This window comes from Lacinutrix sp. 5H-3-7-4, from assembly GCF_000211855.2.
Taxonomy (GTDB): Bacteria; Bacteroidota; Bacteroidia; order Flavobacteriales; family Flavobacteriaceae; genus Lacinutrix.
Map to the genome: position 1 here is coordinate 393,056 of NC_015638.1, position 16,711 is coordinate 409,766.

The following is a 16,711-nucleotide window of genomic DNA, read 5'->3' on the forward strand; positions in this document are numbered from 1 at the left end:
TAATTATTTTCTGTATTGTGATTTAATTTGTATTACATAATCTGTATTATCAATAATATACATATATGTTCCTTTAGAGAAAAAAGCCATTTTATATTTTAAAGGGTTAAAGTTTTCTATACTGTTAACATTTTCTTTCTTTTGTAATACGTAATCATTAGACATAGCTACTTGAGATAAAAGTAGACCTTTTTTTCCTTTAGAATTAGGAGCTATCTTTTTTATTGTTATTCTATTTCTAAGAAGATGTTTTATACTTTTTAAAAAATTAACATCATTAAAAACAAGCTCATCGGCTTTATCACCAAAAACCTCTACAATAAACTGTTTCTCTTTTTTTGTTAACTTTCCATCTAAATTGTTAGCTTTTGCATAATTTACATCTGCTTTTTTTGCCCAATCAGACTGAGCTTCAACCTTATTCGCTGCGATTGAGAAGAAACAGCTAAAGATTATAATAGTAATAATTCTCATATTAATTACGTGTATTTTAGTTTAAAAAATTAAGTTGCGGAAATTAATAAATTTTTAACAAACCAACTGTTAAATTACTGTTTTTTACTTTAAACATACAACAACACAAATTAAAAAACTCCTACCTAGTAGCACTCTTTTTTTTATTACTTATCTTTGCAGACTAAAGATTTTTTTTTCAAAATATGAAGGTTGAAAACACAACAAATGACTATGACGAATTAGGAGAAAACCACGTTGGCACTTCTTCTGATACTCCCATGAAATCTGACGCTTTTAAGCTAACAGACAAAGAGAAAATAGACCGTATTCAAAATGATGTTCGTAACATCATGGAAACACTAGGTTTAGATTTAACAGACGATAGTTTGAGTGGTACACCAAAACGTGTTGCAAAAATGTTTGTAAACGAAATATTTGGTGGTTTAAATCCAGACAAAAAACCAAATGCTTCTACTTTTGATAACAAGTATAAGTATGGTGAAATGCTGGTAGAAAAAAACATTACACTTTACTCTACCTGCGAACACCACCTATTACCAATAGTTGGTAAAGCACATATAGCTTACATTTCTAATGGTAATGTCGTTGGTTTATCTAAAATGAATCGTATTGTAGACTATTTTGCAAAACGCCCACAAGTACAAGAACGTTTAACAATACAAGTTGTAAAAGAACTTCAAAAAGTTTTAAACACAGAAGATGTTGCCTGTGTAATAGATGCTAAACACCTATGCGTAAATTCAAGAGGTATTCGTGATATTGAAAGTAGCACGGTAACTTCAGAATTTGGTGGTCAATTTAAAAACAAAGAAACCAAACGTGAGTTTTTAGATTACATTAGCTTAGAGACTAAATTTTAATATTTTTGTCTTCCATTTAAAACACAAAAAGTTTCATTCTAACTATAAAAGCAATGCAGTTATACAAAAATCAACAAATAAAAATCTATAATTCTTTAACAGGAAAAAAAGAACCTTTTAAATCTATAAACGAAGGTTATGTTGGTATGTATGTTTGCGGTCCTACTGTTTATAGTAATGTACATTTAGGTAATGTAAGAACATTTATGTCTTTTGACATGGTTTTTCGCTACCTTAAACATTTAGGATATAAAGTGCGTTACGTTCGTAATATTACAGATGCTGGACATTTAGAAAACGATGCAGATGTTGGAGAAGATAAAATAACAAAAAAAGCACGTTTAGAGGAAATAGAACCAATGGAAATTGTACAGCGTTATACTGTAGATTTTCACAATGTAATAAACACATTTAATTTACTACCTCCAAGTATAGAGCCAACAGCAACAGGACATATTATTGAGCAAATAGAACTTATAAACGCTATTATAGAAAATGGTTTTGGTTACGTAGTAAATGGCTCTGTATATTTCGATGTTCACAAGTATAACGAAACCAACGACTATGGTATTTTAAGCAAGCGAAAACTTGAAGACTTAATACATAACACCAGAGCATTAGACGGACAGAGCGACAAAAAAAACCCTCAAGATTTTGCACTTTGGAAAAAAGCCGAACCCACACACATTATGCGTTGGCCATCACCATGGAGTGACGGTTTTCCAGGTTGGCATTTAGAATGTACAGCCATGAGCACAAAATATTTAGGTAATCAATTTGATATTCATGGTGGCGGTATGGATTTAAAATTTCCACATCACGAATGTGAAATTGCCCAAAACCAAGCAGCACTTGGGCAATCTCCAGTAAACTACTGGATGCATGCCAATATGTTAGAACTTAACGGCGCAAGAATGAGTAAATCTACAGGAAATATTATAAATCCTGCCGAGCTACTTTCAGGCAAAAACAATATCATGTCTAAAGCCTACAACCCAAGTGTTGTACGATTTTTCATGATGCAATCTGCATACAGAAGTGTTTTAGACCTAACAGACAATGGTCTTTTAGCAAGCGAAAAAGGCTTTAATAGGCTAATGAATGCTGTAGCCGATATAGAAAAGCTAAAAACAGCAAACCAAACCAATTTCGATATACAAGCATGGAAGCAATCTTGCTACGATGCCATGAACGACGATTTTAATACACCAATTTTAATTGCAAATCTATTTGAAGGCGTAAACCAAGTAAATGCAATAAAAGAAGGAAGCAAAACAATAACAACCGAAGACTTAAAAACACTAAAAGACGTTTTTAATATTTTTGTGTTCGATATTTTAGGCTTAAAAAACAATCAAGAATCTGGTGCCGGAACAGAAAAACTATCAGGAGCCGTAGAGCTACTAATAAAATTAAGACAAGAAGCAAGAGCAAATAAAGACTTTGCCCTATCAGATAAAATACGTGACGAATTAGCAGCAGTAGGCATCACATTAAACGACAGCAGAGAAGGCACAACATTCACAACAAATTAGTCTAAAAAAGACTAATAACTGTTGTATAAAAAATGAAAAAAATAGCAATCGCACCCTTTCTATTTATAATAAAAGTCTATCAAACTTTTATATCACCATTTACACCAGCAACGTGTAGATACCAACCTACATGCTCACAATACACCAAAGAAGCATTAACAAAACACGGTTTTTTAAAAGGAATGAAACTAAGTATAAACCGAATATTGAGTTGTCATCCTTGGGGAGGCAAAGGTTACGATCCAGTACCATAAAATTAATAGCGTTACCAAGCCAGCAAGCATGTCTTGGTCAGGCTGTACACTATATCTTTTTTTTGCCATATACGGCAGCAAAAAAAAGGATGCCGTTTCCATCCTTAACGCACTACCAAAGATTAGTTTTTAAATAAACATTGTAATCTCCAATGGTTAATACTATATTTACGCTTATTAAAAAATAACCTATGTACTTATTAGAATTCAACTGGAATCCATTAACAGGAATTGATATTGTTGGAAATTTTAAAATTCACTTTTACAGCCTAATGTGGGTCATCGCATTTGTTTTAGGCTGGAATATAATGAAACGTATTTTTTTACGAGAAAAAGTAAACATAGAATATTTAGACCCACTATTTATTTACACCGTTTTAGCAACCATGCTTGGTGCACGATTAGGTCACGTAATTTTTTATCAACCAGAACTATTCTCTCAAGACTTTTTTAGTGTATTTCTACCATTTCGTTTTAATCCAGTGTTTGAATTTTCAGGATTCTCTGGTTTAGCAAGTCATGGTGCCGCAATAGGAATTATAGTTGCTATGTATTTATACCGCAAAAAATATAAGTACAAATCTATAATGTGGATTTTAGACCGTATTGTAATAACCGTAGCATCTGGTGCTGTATTTATAAGAATAGGAAACTTTATAAACTCTGAAATTATAGGAAAAACAACAGACTCTCCATTAGGCGTACGGTTTATACAAGAATACTACAGAAAAGAAGAAATTGTCAAGCTTACTGGAATTCAAGATTACAAAAAAGCTTACCAAGCTGTAACAAACAATCCACAATTTCAAAACCTATTAGAAGCCGTACCTTATAGGCATGCAGCACAATTATACGAAGCATTTGCTTACATATTTGTTTTTCTAATACTTTTATACTTCTATTTAAAAACAAATAAAGGCAATCAACCAGGTTTTCTATTTGGGTTATTTTTAATCCTATTATGGACAGTACGTTTCTTTGTAGAATTTGTAAAAGAAGCACAAAATGCAGAGCGCGCAGAATGGTTACTAAATACAGGTCAATTATTAAGTATTCCATTTATTTTAATAGGACTTTACTTTGTGTTTTTTTACAAACAAAAACAAACTAACTAATAATGAGGATTTTTAAAATATTACTATTAAGCTGTTTTGCTCTATCTACAATTGTAGCTTGTAAAAATGAACCCAAAACAGTTAAACAAGCTAAAGTAACTTTCTCTAAAGAAGGAGAATTAACACTTAACAAAAGTGATAGCGATACTGTTGTAGCAAAATTAGATATTGAAATTTCTAAAACAGATTTTGAAATACAAACAGGTTTAATGTATAGAGATGGCATGAAAGAAAATCAAGGCATGCTATTTGTTTTTGATGAGATTAGCGAACGTAATTTTTACATGAAAAACACACGTTTTCCTTTAGATTTAATTTTCTTAGACCATAATAAAAAAGTAGTTAGCTTTCAAGAAAATGCTCAACCTTTAGACGAGAGTTCTTTACCATCTAATGCATTAGCTCAATTTGTTTTAGAGGTAAATGCAGGACTTTGCGAAAAATGGTTTTTAGAGGTTGGTGATACAATGGATTATTTTGAATATAAAATAGTGCAGTAATTTGAAACAATTTTGTGTAGAAATAGAGTCGAGTAAAAATCATTCTGTTTTTACAACTCAATTTGTACCTGCATCTAGTAATAATAAAAGTATTGTAATCTCATCTGCAACCGGTGTTTTACAATCGTTCTATTTTAAATTTGCCGAGCATTTTTGCTCATTAGGCTTTACTGTTTATACTTTTGATTATTCTGGTATTGGCTTATCTAAAAAAACAAGCTTAAAAAATAACACTTGCGATTTATACGATTGGGCTAATAACCAAGCCGATGTTTTAAAATTTGCTAAATCGCAAAACCTTAAACATACTATTACTTTAATTACACATAGTATTGGCGGACAACTTATAGCGTTTAACAAACATATTTCACTTGTTTCTAATATTATTACTGTTGGGTCGCAATCTGGCTATTGGAAATTATTTAGTGGCTTGGGTAAACTAAAAATGTTTTTGTATTGGTATTTGCTTATTCCTACCGCTACTCCTTTATTTGGTTATTTTCCTGCTAAAAAATTACGCCTTTTTGAAAACTTACCTAAACGTGTTGTTTACCAATGGCGCAGTTGGGGAATTAAAAATAATTACTTTTTAAGTAATGCAAAAACTAATGCTTTATTTATAGATAGTATTACTTGCCCAATACTAGTTTTAAGTTTTCCGAATGATGGTTTTGCTCCTAAAAAAACGGTGGATTGGTTAGCTGATGTTTTTAAATATGCCAAAGTAGATAGGCAGCATATTATACCTAGTGATTTAAATATTGAAGATGTTGGCCATTTTGGTTTCTTTAGACTACGTTTTGCTAATTCACTTTGGGTTAGCACAAACCATTGGATTGAGAAACACTCTTAGGCTTGCCCGCGTTAAGGATGGAGCAATTGTTGGAGCTCATTTTTAATAGCGACTTGCGAGAGCCTGACCAAGACATGCTTGCTGGCTTGGTAACGCCCAAATCATTATTTTTAATGTATAAAAAAAGCCTTTTAGTTTTATACTAAAAGGCTTTTTTATTGTTTTAAGGTTTTAGATTAAGCTTTTGCTTCGTCTAATTCTTCTTCTTGTACTTTGTTTCTTAAAGCATCTGTTGCATCTCCTTTTTTAACACTATCGTACATGATTGGTGTTGCGATAAATAAAGATGAATATGTACCTACTATTACACCTACTATTAATGCAAACATGAAACCTCTAATTGATTCTCCACCAAAAATAAAGATGGCTAATAATACTACTAATGTAGTTAAAGAGGTGTTTAATGTTCTACTTAATGTAGAGCTTAAAGATTTGTCTATTACTCTATCGAAATCCCAGTCTGTATGCTCGTTAAAGAATTCACGAATTCTATCGAATACAACTACGGTATCATTTAATGAGTAACCAATTACTGTAAGTATGGCTGCTATAAATGCTTGATCTATTTCCATTGAGAATGGCATAAACTTGTATGTTAGAGAGAATACTCCTAATACGATTAATACATCGTGGAATACTGCTGCTACTGCACCAAGTGAGAATTGCCATCTTTTAAAACGGAATAAGATGTATAGGAATACTACAATTAATGATCCTAAAACGGCCCAGAATGATGCCTTTTTAATATCGTCTGCAATTGTTGGACTTACTTTATACTTTTTCATTAGTCCTGCTGTTTTTCCTTCGGCATTACTAATAAATGCTGCATAATCCATACCGTTTAAGTGTGGTTGTAAAGCATTAAATAAAGTTTGACGCATTTCTTCGTCTGCTTCTTCTGTTGCTTCATCAATTCTATGCTTTGTTGTAATTTTTAACTGGTTGTCTTCTCCAAATGTTTTAGCATCTGCACTACCAAATACTGCTGCGTCTGATAATGTTGCTGTAATTTCTGATGCGCTTACTGGTTGATCAAAACGTACTTGGTAAGTTCTACCTCCAACAAAATCTACACCTTCGTCTAAACCATTAGTAAATAATGATGCTAAACTTCCTACTATTAATACTGCAGAGATAATGTAGGCTGTTTTACGTTTCTTTAAGAAGGCTATATTAATGTTTCTAAATAAGTTTTTAGTAATTCCTGTTGAGAAATCTAACTTACCTCCTTTGTTTGCATACCAGTCTACTAATAATCTTGTAATAAAGATTGCTGTAAATAATGATGTACCTATACCTATCAATAATGTAGTTGCAAAACCTTTAATTGGTCCTGTACCAAATACAAATAATATTAGTGCTGTTAATCCTGTTGTTATATTGGCATCTAAAATTGAAGATAATGCATTACTAAATCCATCTTTAATTGCAGATTTTTGGTCTTTACCTTTTGCTAATTCTTCTCTAATACGCTCGAAAATAAGTACGTTTGCATCTACCGACATACCAATTGTTAATACAATACCAGCGATACCTGGTAGTGTTAATACAGCACCAATTCCTGATAATACTCCAAAAATTAATAAGATGTTTAATAGCATTGCAATGTCTGCAAATAAACCTGCTTTACCGTAGTAAAAGAACATCCATATTAAAACTAATGCTAAAGCAATACCAAAAGACATTGTACCACTATCTATCGCTTCTTGACCTAATGTTGGTCCTACCTCATCACTTTGAATAATTGTTGCTTTTGCAGGTAATTTACCAGCACGTAAAACGTTTGCTAAATCTATTGCTTCGTTTACTGTAAAGTCTCCTGAAATTTGAGAACTTCCTCCTGCTATAGGTCCATTATTAATACCTGGCGCAGAGTATACTAAGTTATCAAGTACAATAGCAATTTGGCTTCCTTCTTTATAAGCCTTAGTTGTCATTTCTTCCCAAATTCTTGATCCCTTTGCATCCATTTGCATAGAAACAACTACTTGGTTCGCTAAGTTATAATCTTGTCTTGCATCATCTATACTACCACTTAATGGTGGTACATTATCTCTATTACCTTGTAAAGCATATAGCGCTATTAATTCGCTGTCTTTTTCTGGCTTACCAAATACAAATTTAGCTTCTTTAGCATTTGCAGGTAAAAGCGATTTAATTTCACGGCGATTTAATATATCTAATACTTTTTGCTTGTCTGTAATATTAAACATCCCAAGTATTGGGCCTCCTTGGTATCCAGGACCTTTAACTAAATCTAAAAATGGGTTAACTACTGTTGTAGTCTCATCTGTTTCACCTGTTAAGTCACCAATTAAATCATCGGCTTCTTCTGCTTCGTCTGCTTCTACTGCTGTAGAATCTGTAGCTGTAACTGCTGCTTCTTGTTCGTTTTTTAAGAAAGCGTTTACATCACTCATATATTGATATAAACCATCTGCTTTCATAGCAAACCAAAACTCTAATTGTGCTGTTCCTGTTATTAATGCTTTTGCTCGCTCTACATCTTTAACACCTGGTAATTCTACTAAAATTCTACCAGAAGTTCCTAAACGTTGAATGTTTGGAGATGCTACACCAAATTGGTCAATACGTGTACGTAATACTTGTAATGCAGAATTTATTGACTCATCAATTTTTCTTGTAATTACTCTTTTTACGTCTTCTTCTGAAGAGTCCATTCTTATTTCATCTTCTAAAGAACGTGTTGCAAAAATATCTGGAGATGATAATTTTTTATCTCCTTTTATAGCATCAAATGATGTATAAAAATCTTCGATATAATCGTTTTGAGAATTTTTTTGAAGCTCGTCTGCATCTTCTAAAGCTTTATTAAATACAGGATCTTTACTGTTATTAGCCAATCCTTTTAAGATATCTTTTACAGATACTTGTAAGATAGCCTCTAAACCACCTTTAAGGTCAAGACCTAACTTCATTGAGTTTTCTTTAACCTCTGCATAAGTGCTTCCCATGAATACACTTTCTTTTGAAGATGCTAATGAATCTAAATAGTTTACTTCTAAGGCTTTTCTTTTGTTTTTAAAATCTTCTACGGAAGCATCTATTTTTGATGCTGCGAATTGTTCGGCATCAGATTCTATACTGCTGTTTCCAAATGAGAAAGACAACTGATAAATACTTACCAAACCGAATAAAATAGCAAATAATATTACTAATCCTTTGTTTTGCATGATTGTGTTAATTTGTAGTCAAAATATGCTCTTTTAGCTTGCAAATTTGCATTGCATTTCTATTTTGACAATTGTTTTATTAAATGTTGAAATGAATTTTGCTTATTTTTTGTTTAAAAAATAGGCGTTCTTAAAATTAAAATAACCTGTTAGCAGATTGGTCCAGCACGAACCTCAGGTATTTTGTATGAATAATTATCTATTGCACCGGCAACAGATTCGTTAATTTTATAAGCAACTTTAAATAAGCTGGTTGTTTCCTTATTTACAATATTTACACAGTATAAAACAACATTAGGATTATAGAACCTAACATATTCTTGCTTTAACTCGAATACAAATTTATCACCAACTCCAGAAGTAGAATCGTTTGCTTTTAAAATTTCGTAAACATCAAGGTTATAAGTTTTTTTATCTTGATTTAATGGTGTCTCTCCATCTTTAGTACTTTCTACATCTACAATGTTTGATAGCGCTGCTTCTACATTAGCTGTGTTTGTGATACTAAGGTAAGTGATTTTTAAAGTTCCGTTTTTTAATTCTTGAACTTGAATATGTTTAGCACCAACACTTTTTAACTGTTGTTTTACAGTTAAAAGAGCTTCTTGCTTTTCACTTAAATCTATTTTTTTGTTAGAAAACTGAAGTAAGACTTCTTGATTTGGTACAACGCTTTGCTCCTGCGACATACTTAATACCGCAAAAACAATAATTAAAGCACTTATGTACCATTTTATCTTCATGCGCCAAATATAGAAAAATAATGGTGTTATGCACCAAAAAAGTCACAATAAAAAAAGTTATAAACTGTTGCTATTTAATTGTTTTAAACAAAAAAAAAGAGCAACATGAATGTTGCTCTTTTTTTTGTTGCAAATAATAAAAATTATTCTGCTTTTCTTTCTTGGTAACCTGCTGGAGGCGTCATATCAAACTTATCAGCCGAAACAGATTCTTTTTTGATATCTGTAACTTCGTTAATGATAGTCATTTTTGATCCACCTTGATCCATTGTCATTTTAAAGTACAATGGAAACCCTTCAACTTTTTGAGAAAAACCTGCTGTTTGTTGAGAGTAAGCATTTATTGCTTTAGTTGCAAATATTTCCATATCCATGCTTTGTCCGCCTTGCGCCATTGTTACAACGTATTGATCACAATCGTAACCTAATATTGTTTTTTTCTCATCTCCTTTAGTTACAGAAATGCCTTTTAAATCTTCTTCAGAATCTTTAATTTCAGATTTTGAATACATTTTTCCGGCCATAGGATTATTCATTAAAATCATAAGCTCTTTAGCGTCATTATCTGCAATTGTAATAACTTCACCAGTCATTGGGTTGTTAGTTTCATTACGAGATTTAAGGCCTTTAAAATATGTTGTAGATTCTAAGTCTCCTACCATAGCTAATTGAGCATTCATTTGCTCATTGTCACTTGACATTGTCATTTTACTAACTAAAACACCTTCAGCTAATTTTTCTTGTGCAAAAGCGTTAAAGCTAATGGCTACTAATAAAATAAGTACTAATTTTTTCATTGTTTAAATTTTATTGATTACAGTATATTTTTTTGTTACTCTATACAAATAGACAATTACCTTGCCACAAGTATTTAAACAACAAAATGTGTTAATTATTAAAGCTCTAAAAGACCGTTTGTTTTCTTAACACCTTCAGCAGATTCTGATAGTTTTTCTTTTTCAGCATCTGTTAAACTTATTTCTACAATTTCCTCAATACCGTTAGCACCTAATACACAAGGTACTCCAATTGATAAATCGTTTAAACCAAATTCTCCATCTAATAATGCAGAACATGGAAATATTTTTTTAGTATCGCAAGCAATTGCTTGTACCATTGCAGATACTGCTGCTCCTGGAGCATACCATGCAGATGTACCTAATAAACCTGTAAGTGTTGCTCCTCCAACTTTAGTATCTTGTACTACTTGATCCATACGTTCTTCTGATAAAAACTCTGAAACTTTCACACTGTTTCTTGCTGCTTTACCAATTAATGGTACCATACCTTTATCGCTATGTCCACCAATTACCATTCCGTCTACATCGCTAATAGGTGCTCCTAAAGCTTCTGCTAAACGGTATTTGAAACGTGCAGAATCTAATGCTCCACCCATTCCAATAATTCTATTTTTAGGTAAGCTTGTTGTTTTATGTACTAAATACGTCATTGTATCCATTGGGTTAGATACTACAATGATTATTGTATTTGGAGAATGCTCGATTAAACTAGCAGATACAGATTTTACAATTCCCGCATTGATACCAATTAACTCTTCACGAGTCATGCCTGGTTTTCTTGGAATTCCAGAAGTAATTACACAAACATCAGATCCTGCTGTTTTAGAATAATCATTTGTACTTCCTGTTATTTTTGTATCGAAGCTGTTTAATGATGCTGTTTGCATTAAGTCCATTGCTTTACCTTCAGCAAAACCTTCTTTAATATCTAATATTACAACTTCGCTAGCGAAATCTTTTATTGCAATATACTCTGCACAACTTGCACCAACTGCTCCTGCTCCAACTACTGTTACTTTCATTTGTTTTTAATTTTTTAAGTTAATGACAAATGGAATGCACTATTTTCAACTATTTGTTGTTAATCAAATCTTGAAATAGAGCTTATTTCATTTGCTTTTTTTATATTTTTAGTTTGTGTTAAAATCTAAGATTCAAATCTACAAATTTTGCTTCAAAAAATCAGTCTAAATATTAGACTTTTAAAAGCTGAAATTCATTCCTAATGATGCACTGCTAAAATCTGCAATAGTATAAGCTGCATTTAGTCCAAAAAATCCTAATTTTAAATTTGCTCCTAATGTTGCAGTTACTCCTTTCGTATCTGATTCTATTGTAAATGGATCTACAATATCTTCTGAAAAGAAAACACCATCTGAAACCGTATAGGTTCCTAATAAACTTGTTTCATTTTCACCACTTATATAACCTACTGCGCCAAAGAAATTAAGTATTTTAAATCGTGTACCTACAATAGCTTGAAATAATAGTGTATTGGTTTCGGTTTCTACTCTTTGGTTTTCTCCTGCCACATTGCTTGAACTTGTAAAATCGTAACTTCCATCTAGATGCGTGTAAGCTACTAATCCAGAAATAGTAATTGGCAATAAATGATCTGCTGGTAAAAGTGTTGTAAAGTCTTGTTGTAATCCTACGCCATATAATCCTACTTTAACATCATCTACATCTACTTTAGGAAAAAAACGTCCTTTAATTTGCGTGCCTTTAAATGGCGAAAAACTTGCTTGTAAAAATACGGTTGGTATTAGGTTTATATTTTCGGACCCAATACCTGTTGGCAATTCGAACTCTTGTTCTTGATTACCAAAAATAGGGTCGTCGTAAGTTATTATTACTGTTTGTGGCGGATCGTTATGCCCTAAAGCTGTTGCAACACCTTTACTTGGGCTATTATCTGGAAAACGGATATTTTCATAATCGCGAACATTTAAAACAAACTGCTTGTCTTCATCATTTATAAATGTTGCATTTCCTATTATAGATAATTCGAAGCCAAAGCGTTTTGGTGTTTTTGCATTATTAAACCAACCATTGTTTATCCCATAAGCGACACCGTCGTTTGCAGGTTTTACATAATTTGTAGAAAATCGCTTAGCATCATCTATACCTGCTGCTAATAAATCGTCTATGTTTTCTTGTGCGTTACTGCTTAAAGTAGATATTAAAGCAATAAGAATGACTCCTATTTTTTTCATTTTTTTACATTTTAAGATTTGGTACTTTTATATATAAACGTAAAAACACCTTCAATAGTTTATTGAAGGTGTTTTTTAGTATTTAGTATTTATAGTTACGCATCAATATTAGCGTAAATAGCATTTTTCTCTATAAACTCACGGCGTGGTGGCACTTCGTCTCCCATTAACATTGAGAATACACGATCTGCTTCTACTCCATTATCTATATGAATTTGACGTAACGTTCTAAATTCAGGATTCATTGTTGTATCCCAAAGTTGTTCTGCATTCATCTCTCCAAGACCTTTGTAACGTTGAATTTTTGAAGACTCTCCAAACTCTTGCATAATAGCTTTACGTTCTTCATCATTCCACGCATACTGCTTTTTGGCTCCTTTTTTAATTAAATATAAAGGTGGCGTTGCAATATAAATATGCCCGTTTTCAATTAATTCTTTCATATAACGGAAGAAGAATGTTAAAATAAGTGTTTCAATGTGAGAACCATCAATATCGGCATCACACATAATTACTATTTTATGGTATCTTAATTTTGAAAGGTTTAAGGCTTTACTATCTTCTTCAGTACCAATGGTTACACCTAAAGCTGTGAAAATGTTTTTAATTTCTTCATTTTCAAATACTTTATGCGTCATTGCTTTTTCAACATTAAGAATTTTACCACGTAATGGTAAAATGGCTTGAAATGCTCTATCTCGACCTTGTTTTGCTGTACCACCTGCCGAATCTCCCTCGACAAGGTATACTTCACATTTTGCAGGATCTTGCTCTGAACAGTCTGATAATTTTCCAGGTAAACCACCTATACTCATTACTGTTTTACGCTGTACCATTTCACGTGCTTTTTGAGCCGCGTGACGTGCTTGTGCTGCAAGTATTACTTTTTGTACAATGGTTTTAGCATCTTCTGGGTTTTCCTCTAAATAATCTGATAACATCTCTGAAACAGATTGACTTACTGCTGCAGAAACTTCACGGTTTCCTAATTTAGTTTTTGTTTGCCCTTCAAATTGTGGTTCTTGAACTTTAACTGATACAATTGCTGTTAGTCCTTCACGAAAATCGTCTCCTGCAATATCAAACTTTAACTTGTCTAACATTCCAGACTCGTCTGCATACTTTTTAAGTGTATGTGTTAAACCACGTCTAAAACCAGAAAGGTGTGTACCACCTTCGTGTGTATTAATATTATTTACATAAGAGTGAAGATTTTCGGCATAACTAGTATTATATACCATGGCAACCTCAACTGGTACTCCATTTTTTTCACCTTCAAAAGAAATTACATCTTTCATTAAAGGTTCTCTTGTTGCATCTAAAAATTTGATAAATTCTTTTAAACCTTCTTCTGAATGGAATGTTTCACCTTCGTAAGAACCATCTTCTTTTTTACTTCTTTTGTCTATTAAATGTACTGTAATACCTTTATTTAAATACGCTAATTCACGCATTCTACTTGCTAAAGTATCGTAGTTATACTCTAATGTTTGAGTAAATATTGTTGGGTCTGGTTTAAAAGTTACTATTGTACCTCTTTTATCTGTATCACCAATGGCTTTTACTGGGTATAAAGATTTACCTCGTTCGTATTCTTGTTCCCAAATCTTTCCATTTCTATAAACTGTTGCTGTTAAGTGTTCTGACAATGCATTTACACAACTTACACCAACACCGTGAAGACCACCAGAAACTTTATAAGAATCTTTATCGAATTTTCCACCGGCACCAATTTTAGTCATTACTACCTCAAGTGCAGAAATGCCTTCTTTTTTATGTAAATCTACAGGAATACCACGACCATCATCTTCTGTTGTAATCGAGTTATCCTCGTTAATTGTTACTGTAATATTATCACAATGACCAGCTAAAGCCTCATCGATTGAGTTATCTACTACTTCATATACTAAATGGTGTAAACCACGTACACCAACATCTCCAATATACATAGAAGGACGCATACGTACGTGCTCCATTCCTTCTAATGCCTGAATACTATCGGCCGAATAATTGTGTTTGTTAAACTCTTCTTTTTTATCGCTCATATAGATATTATATTTCTTAAATTAATTTTCAGAATCAAAAAACTGAATTTTTGACGACAAACAAATATACGAAAACATTAAGCTTATTTAACACCGTTTAACGGATTTACGTGTTTTTTATTAACAATTGTTAATTTCTTAAAAGTTGCTTAAATCGCTTATAAATTACCTTAAATTGGATTTTAACATATTGTAATATCAAAAAAACACATAAAAAACATAAAACCTCGCAGAAGCGAGGTTTTAAAGCTAAAAATCTTATATAATGATATCTAAAAATGCTTAATTACGATGTCGCATACGATTTATCATGAATGTTTGCTATTGCTCTACCAGAAGGTTCGTTCATGTTTTTAAATGCTTCATCCCATTCTAAAGCTATTGCTGTACTACATGCCACACTAGCTTCTTGTGGTACACTTTTAGCTGCTGCATCACTCGGGAAGTGACTTTCGAAAATTGAACGGTAATAAAACTCCTCTTTATTGCTTGGTGTTTGTATTGGGAAACGGAATTTTGCATTTTCCATTTGCTCATCACTTACTTCTTTTTCTACAATTTCCTTTAAAGTATCTATCCAACTGTAACCAACACCATCGCTAAATTGTTCTTTTTGTCTCCATGCTACACTTTCTGGTAACATATCTTCAAATGCTTTACGGATTACCCATTTCTCCATACGTTCTCCATTAATCATTTTATCTTGTGGGTTGATGCTCATGGCAACGTCCATAAATTCTTTATCTAAAAATGGTACACGACCTTCAATTCCCCAAGCCGCTAAACTTTTATTTGCTCTTAAGCAATCGTACATGTGCAACTTGTCTAACTTACGCACTGTTTCTTCATGAAATTCTTTTGCATTAGGTGCTTTATGGAAATATAAATACCCTCCAAAAATCTCATCTGCTCCTTCTCCAGATAATACCATTTTAATTCCCATAGATTTAATAACTCTTGCCATTAAATACATTGGTGTTGACGAACGAATGGTAGTAATATCGTAAGTTTCGATGTTATAAATTACATCTTTTATAGCATCTAAACCTTCTTGAATAGTAAATTTAATTTCGTGGTGAACTGTGCCAATATGATCTGCTACTTTTTGTGCTGCAGCTAAATCTGGTGAACCTTCTAATCCTACAGAAAAACTATGTAATTGTGGATACCAAGCATCAGATTGATCATCACTTTCAATACGTTTTTGTGCATATTTTTTTGCTATTGCAGATGTTACTGAAGAATCTAAACCACCTGAAAGTAAAACACCATAAGGTACATCACTCATTAATTGCCTGTGTACTGCTGCTTCTAAAGCATCTTTTACTTTTTTAATACTGTCTGAATCTACATCTTTTACTGCATCATAGTCTCTCCAGTCTCTTTTATACCATTGTACAAATTCTCCATCTTTACTAGACATATAATGTCCTGGTGGAAATAACTCTATTTTTGAACACGTTCCTTCAAGTGCTTTAAGCTCTGAAGCGACATAAAAAGTACCGTTTTGATCCCAGCCTATATATAAAGGAATAATACCCATGTGATCACGAGCGATAAAATACTCGTCTTTTTCTGTATCGTAAATTGCAAAACCAAAAATCCCATTCATATCATCTACAAAATCGACACCTTTTTCTTGGTATAAAGCTAAAATAATCTCACAATCACTTTCAGTTTGAAAGTCGTAATCTGGATACTGCTTTCTAAGCTCTCTGTGATTGTAAATCTCTCCGTTTGCTGCTAAAATCAATTTTTTATCAGGACTGAATAATGGTTGTTTTCCAGAAGCTGGATCTACAATCGCTAAACGCTCGTGCGCTAAAATAGCTTTATCATCGCTATAAATACCAGACCAGTCTGGTCCACGATGACGAATAGTTTTAGACATTTCTAAAACCTGAGGTCTTAAATCTTCACTTTTTTGTTTAAGGTCGAAAGCACATACAATTCCACACATAATTTTATATATTTTAAATTCTTTAATTCTAATTGATATAGCAAATATTAGATATATGTTTAAATATTAAAACATTAAACCTAATAACGCTTACAAATTAAAACTTAATTTAAAATATTTTGTAAAATATAAAACTTCAACACATAAAATAACAACTGT

Annotated in this window: 14 protein-coding genes; 6 read left to right on the top strand and 8 right to left on the bottom strand. The window is 32.3% G+C overall.

Features of this window, described 5'->3' with window-relative positions; genetic code table 11:
- Nucleotides 1-3: 3 nt before the first annotated feature.
- Complete coding sequence (locus tag LACAL_RS01785; protein WP_013868984.1) at nt 4-474, bottom strand: hypothetical protein; 471 nt, start codon at nt 472-474, stop codon at nt 4-6.
- Nucleotides 475-659: 185 nt separating this feature from the next.
- On the opposite strand from LACAL_RS01785, the gene folE reads away from it, so the two are divergent.
- From folE to LACAL_RS01815, 6 genes are all read left to right on the top strand, one after another.
- Entirely contained in the window at nt 660-1,337 is a 678-nt protein-coding gene (folE, locus tag LACAL_RS01790; protein WP_013868985.1) for a GTP cyclohydrolase I FolE, read from the top strand.
- A 53-nt stretch (nt 1,338-1,390) separates the two neighbouring features.
- Entirely contained in the window at nt 1,391-2,872 is a 1,482-nt protein-coding gene (gene cysS, locus LACAL_RS01795) for a cysteine--tRNA ligase (RefSeq protein ID WP_013868986.1), read from the top strand.
- Between the two features lie 32 nt (nt 2,873-2,904).
- Nucleotides 2,905-3,126, top strand: a complete 222-nt coding sequence (yidD, locus tag LACAL_RS01800) for a membrane protein insertion efficiency factor YidD (RefSeq protein ID WP_013868987.1) — start codon at nt 2,905-2,907, stop codon at nt 3,124-3,126.
- 191 nt (nt 3,127-3,317) lie between these two features.
- Nucleotides 3,318-4,241 (top strand): prolipoprotein diacylglyceryl transferase, encoded by a 924-nt coding sequence (gene lgt / locus LACAL_RS01805; protein WP_013868988.1) that lies wholly within the window; start codon nt 3,318-3,320, stop codon nt 4,239-4,241.
- Nucleotides 4,242-4,243: 2 nt separating this feature from the next.
- Entirely contained in the window at nt 4,244-4,741 is a 498-nt protein-coding gene (locus LACAL_RS01810) for a DUF192 domain-containing protein (protein WP_013868989.1), read from the top strand.
- A gap of 1 nt (nt 4,742) precedes the next feature.
- A complete protein-coding gene (locus tag LACAL_RS01815; RefSeq protein ID WP_013868990.1) occupies nt 4,743-5,594 on the top strand; it encodes an alpha/beta fold hydrolase in 852 nt (283 codons plus the stop codon).
- 176 nt (nt 5,595-5,770) lie between these two features.
- Here the strand turns inward: LACAL_RS01815 and secDF are convergent, their stop codons facing one another.
- The 7 genes from secDF to asnB all read right to left on the bottom strand — a co-directional run bounded on the left by secDF (nt 5,771) and on the right by asnB (nt 16,552).
- Complete coding sequence (gene secDF / locus LACAL_RS01820) at nt 5,771-8,788, bottom strand: protein translocase subunit SecDF (RefSeq protein WP_013868991.1); 3,018 nt, start codon at nt 8,786-8,788, stop codon at nt 5,771-5,773.
- A gap of 149 nt (nt 8,789-8,937) precedes the next feature.
- Nucleotides 8,938-9,531, bottom strand: a complete 594-nt coding sequence (locus tag LACAL_RS01825; RefSeq protein ID WP_013868992.1) for a hypothetical protein — start codon at nt 9,529-9,531, stop codon at nt 8,938-8,940.
- Nucleotides 9,532-9,674: 143 nt separating this feature from the next.
- Nucleotides 9,675-10,328, bottom strand: coding sequence for a DUF4412 domain-containing protein (locus LACAL_RS01830; RefSeq protein WP_013868993.1), 654 nt, complete (start codon nt 10,326-10,328; stop codon nt 9,675-9,677).
- A 98-nt stretch (nt 10,329-10,426) separates the two neighbouring features.
- Entirely contained in the window at nt 10,427-11,353 is a 927-nt protein-coding gene (locus LACAL_RS01835; protein WP_013868994.1) for a malate dehydrogenase, read from the bottom strand.
- A gap of 180 nt (nt 11,354-11,533) precedes the next feature.
- Nucleotides 11,534-12,547, bottom strand: coding sequence for a DUF6588 family protein (locus tag LACAL_RS01840; RefSeq protein ID WP_013868995.1), 1,014 nt, complete (start codon nt 12,545-12,547; stop codon nt 11,534-11,536).
- 95 nt (nt 12,548-12,642) lie between these two features.
- The gene (gene gyrB, locus LACAL_RS01845; RefSeq protein ID WP_013868996.1) at nt 12,643-14,592 is read right to left on the bottom strand and encodes a DNA topoisomerase (ATP-hydrolyzing) subunit B; all 1,950 of its coding nucleotides are present in this window, start codon (nt 14,590-14,592) and stop codon (nt 12,643-12,645) included.
- 286 nt (nt 14,593-14,878) lie between these two features.
- Complete coding sequence (gene asnB / locus LACAL_RS01850) at nt 14,879-16,552, bottom strand: asparagine synthase B (protein WP_013868997.1); 1,674 nt, start codon at nt 16,550-16,552, stop codon at nt 14,879-14,881.
- Between the last annotated feature and the right edge of the window lie 159 nt (nt 16,553-16,711).

Excerpts from the sequence above, each read along its gene's own strand:
- cysS (WP_013868986.1), top strand. The coding sequence starts at position 1,391 with ATGCAGTTATACAAAAATCAACAAATAAAAATCTATAATTCTTTAACA.
- LACAL_RS01840 (WP_013868995.1), bottom strand. The coding sequence starts at position 12,547 with ATGAAAAAAATAGGAGTCATTCTTATTGCTTTAATATCTACTTTAAGC.
- LACAL_RS01785 (WP_013868984.1), bottom strand. The coding sequence starts at position 474 with ATGAGAATTATTACTATTATAATCTTTAGCTGTTTCTTCTCAATCGCA.
- lgt (WP_013868988.1), top strand. The coding sequence starts at position 3,318 with ATGTACTTATTAGAATTCAACTGGAATCCATTAACAGGAATTGATATT.
- asnB (WP_013868997.1), bottom strand. The coding sequence starts at position 16,552 with ATGTGTGGAATTGTATGTGCTTTCGACCTTAAACAAAAAAGTGAAGAT.
- folE (WP_013868985.1), top strand. The coding sequence starts at position 660 with ATGAAGGTTGAAAACACAACAAATGACTATGACGAATTAGGAGAAAAC.
- LACAL_RS01825 (WP_013868992.1), bottom strand. The coding sequence starts at position 9,531 with ATGAAGATAAAATGGTACATAAGTGCTTTAATTATTGTTTTTGCGGTA.
- LACAL_RS01830 (WP_013868993.1), bottom strand. The coding sequence starts at position 10,328 with ATGAAAAAATTAGTACTTATTTTATTAGTAGCCATTAGCTTTAACGCT.
- LACAL_RS01810 (WP_013868989.1), top strand. The coding sequence starts at position 4,244 with ATGAGGATTTTTAAAATATTACTATTAAGCTGTTTTGCTCTATCTACA.
- yidD (WP_013868987.1), top strand. The coding sequence starts at position 2,905 with ATGAAAAAAATAGCAATCGCACCCTTTCTATTTATAATAAAAGTCTAT.
- LACAL_RS01835 (WP_013868994.1), bottom strand. The coding sequence starts at position 11,353 with ATGAAAGTAACAGTAGTTGGAGCAGGAGCAGTTGGTGCAAGTTGTGCA.
- gyrB (WP_013868996.1), bottom strand. The coding sequence starts at position 14,592 with ATGAGCGATAAAAAAGAAGAGTTTAACAAACACAATTATTCGGCCGAT.
- secDF (WP_013868991.1), bottom strand. The coding sequence starts at position 8,788 with ATGCAAAACAAAGGATTAGTAATATTATTTGCTATTTTATTCGGTTTG.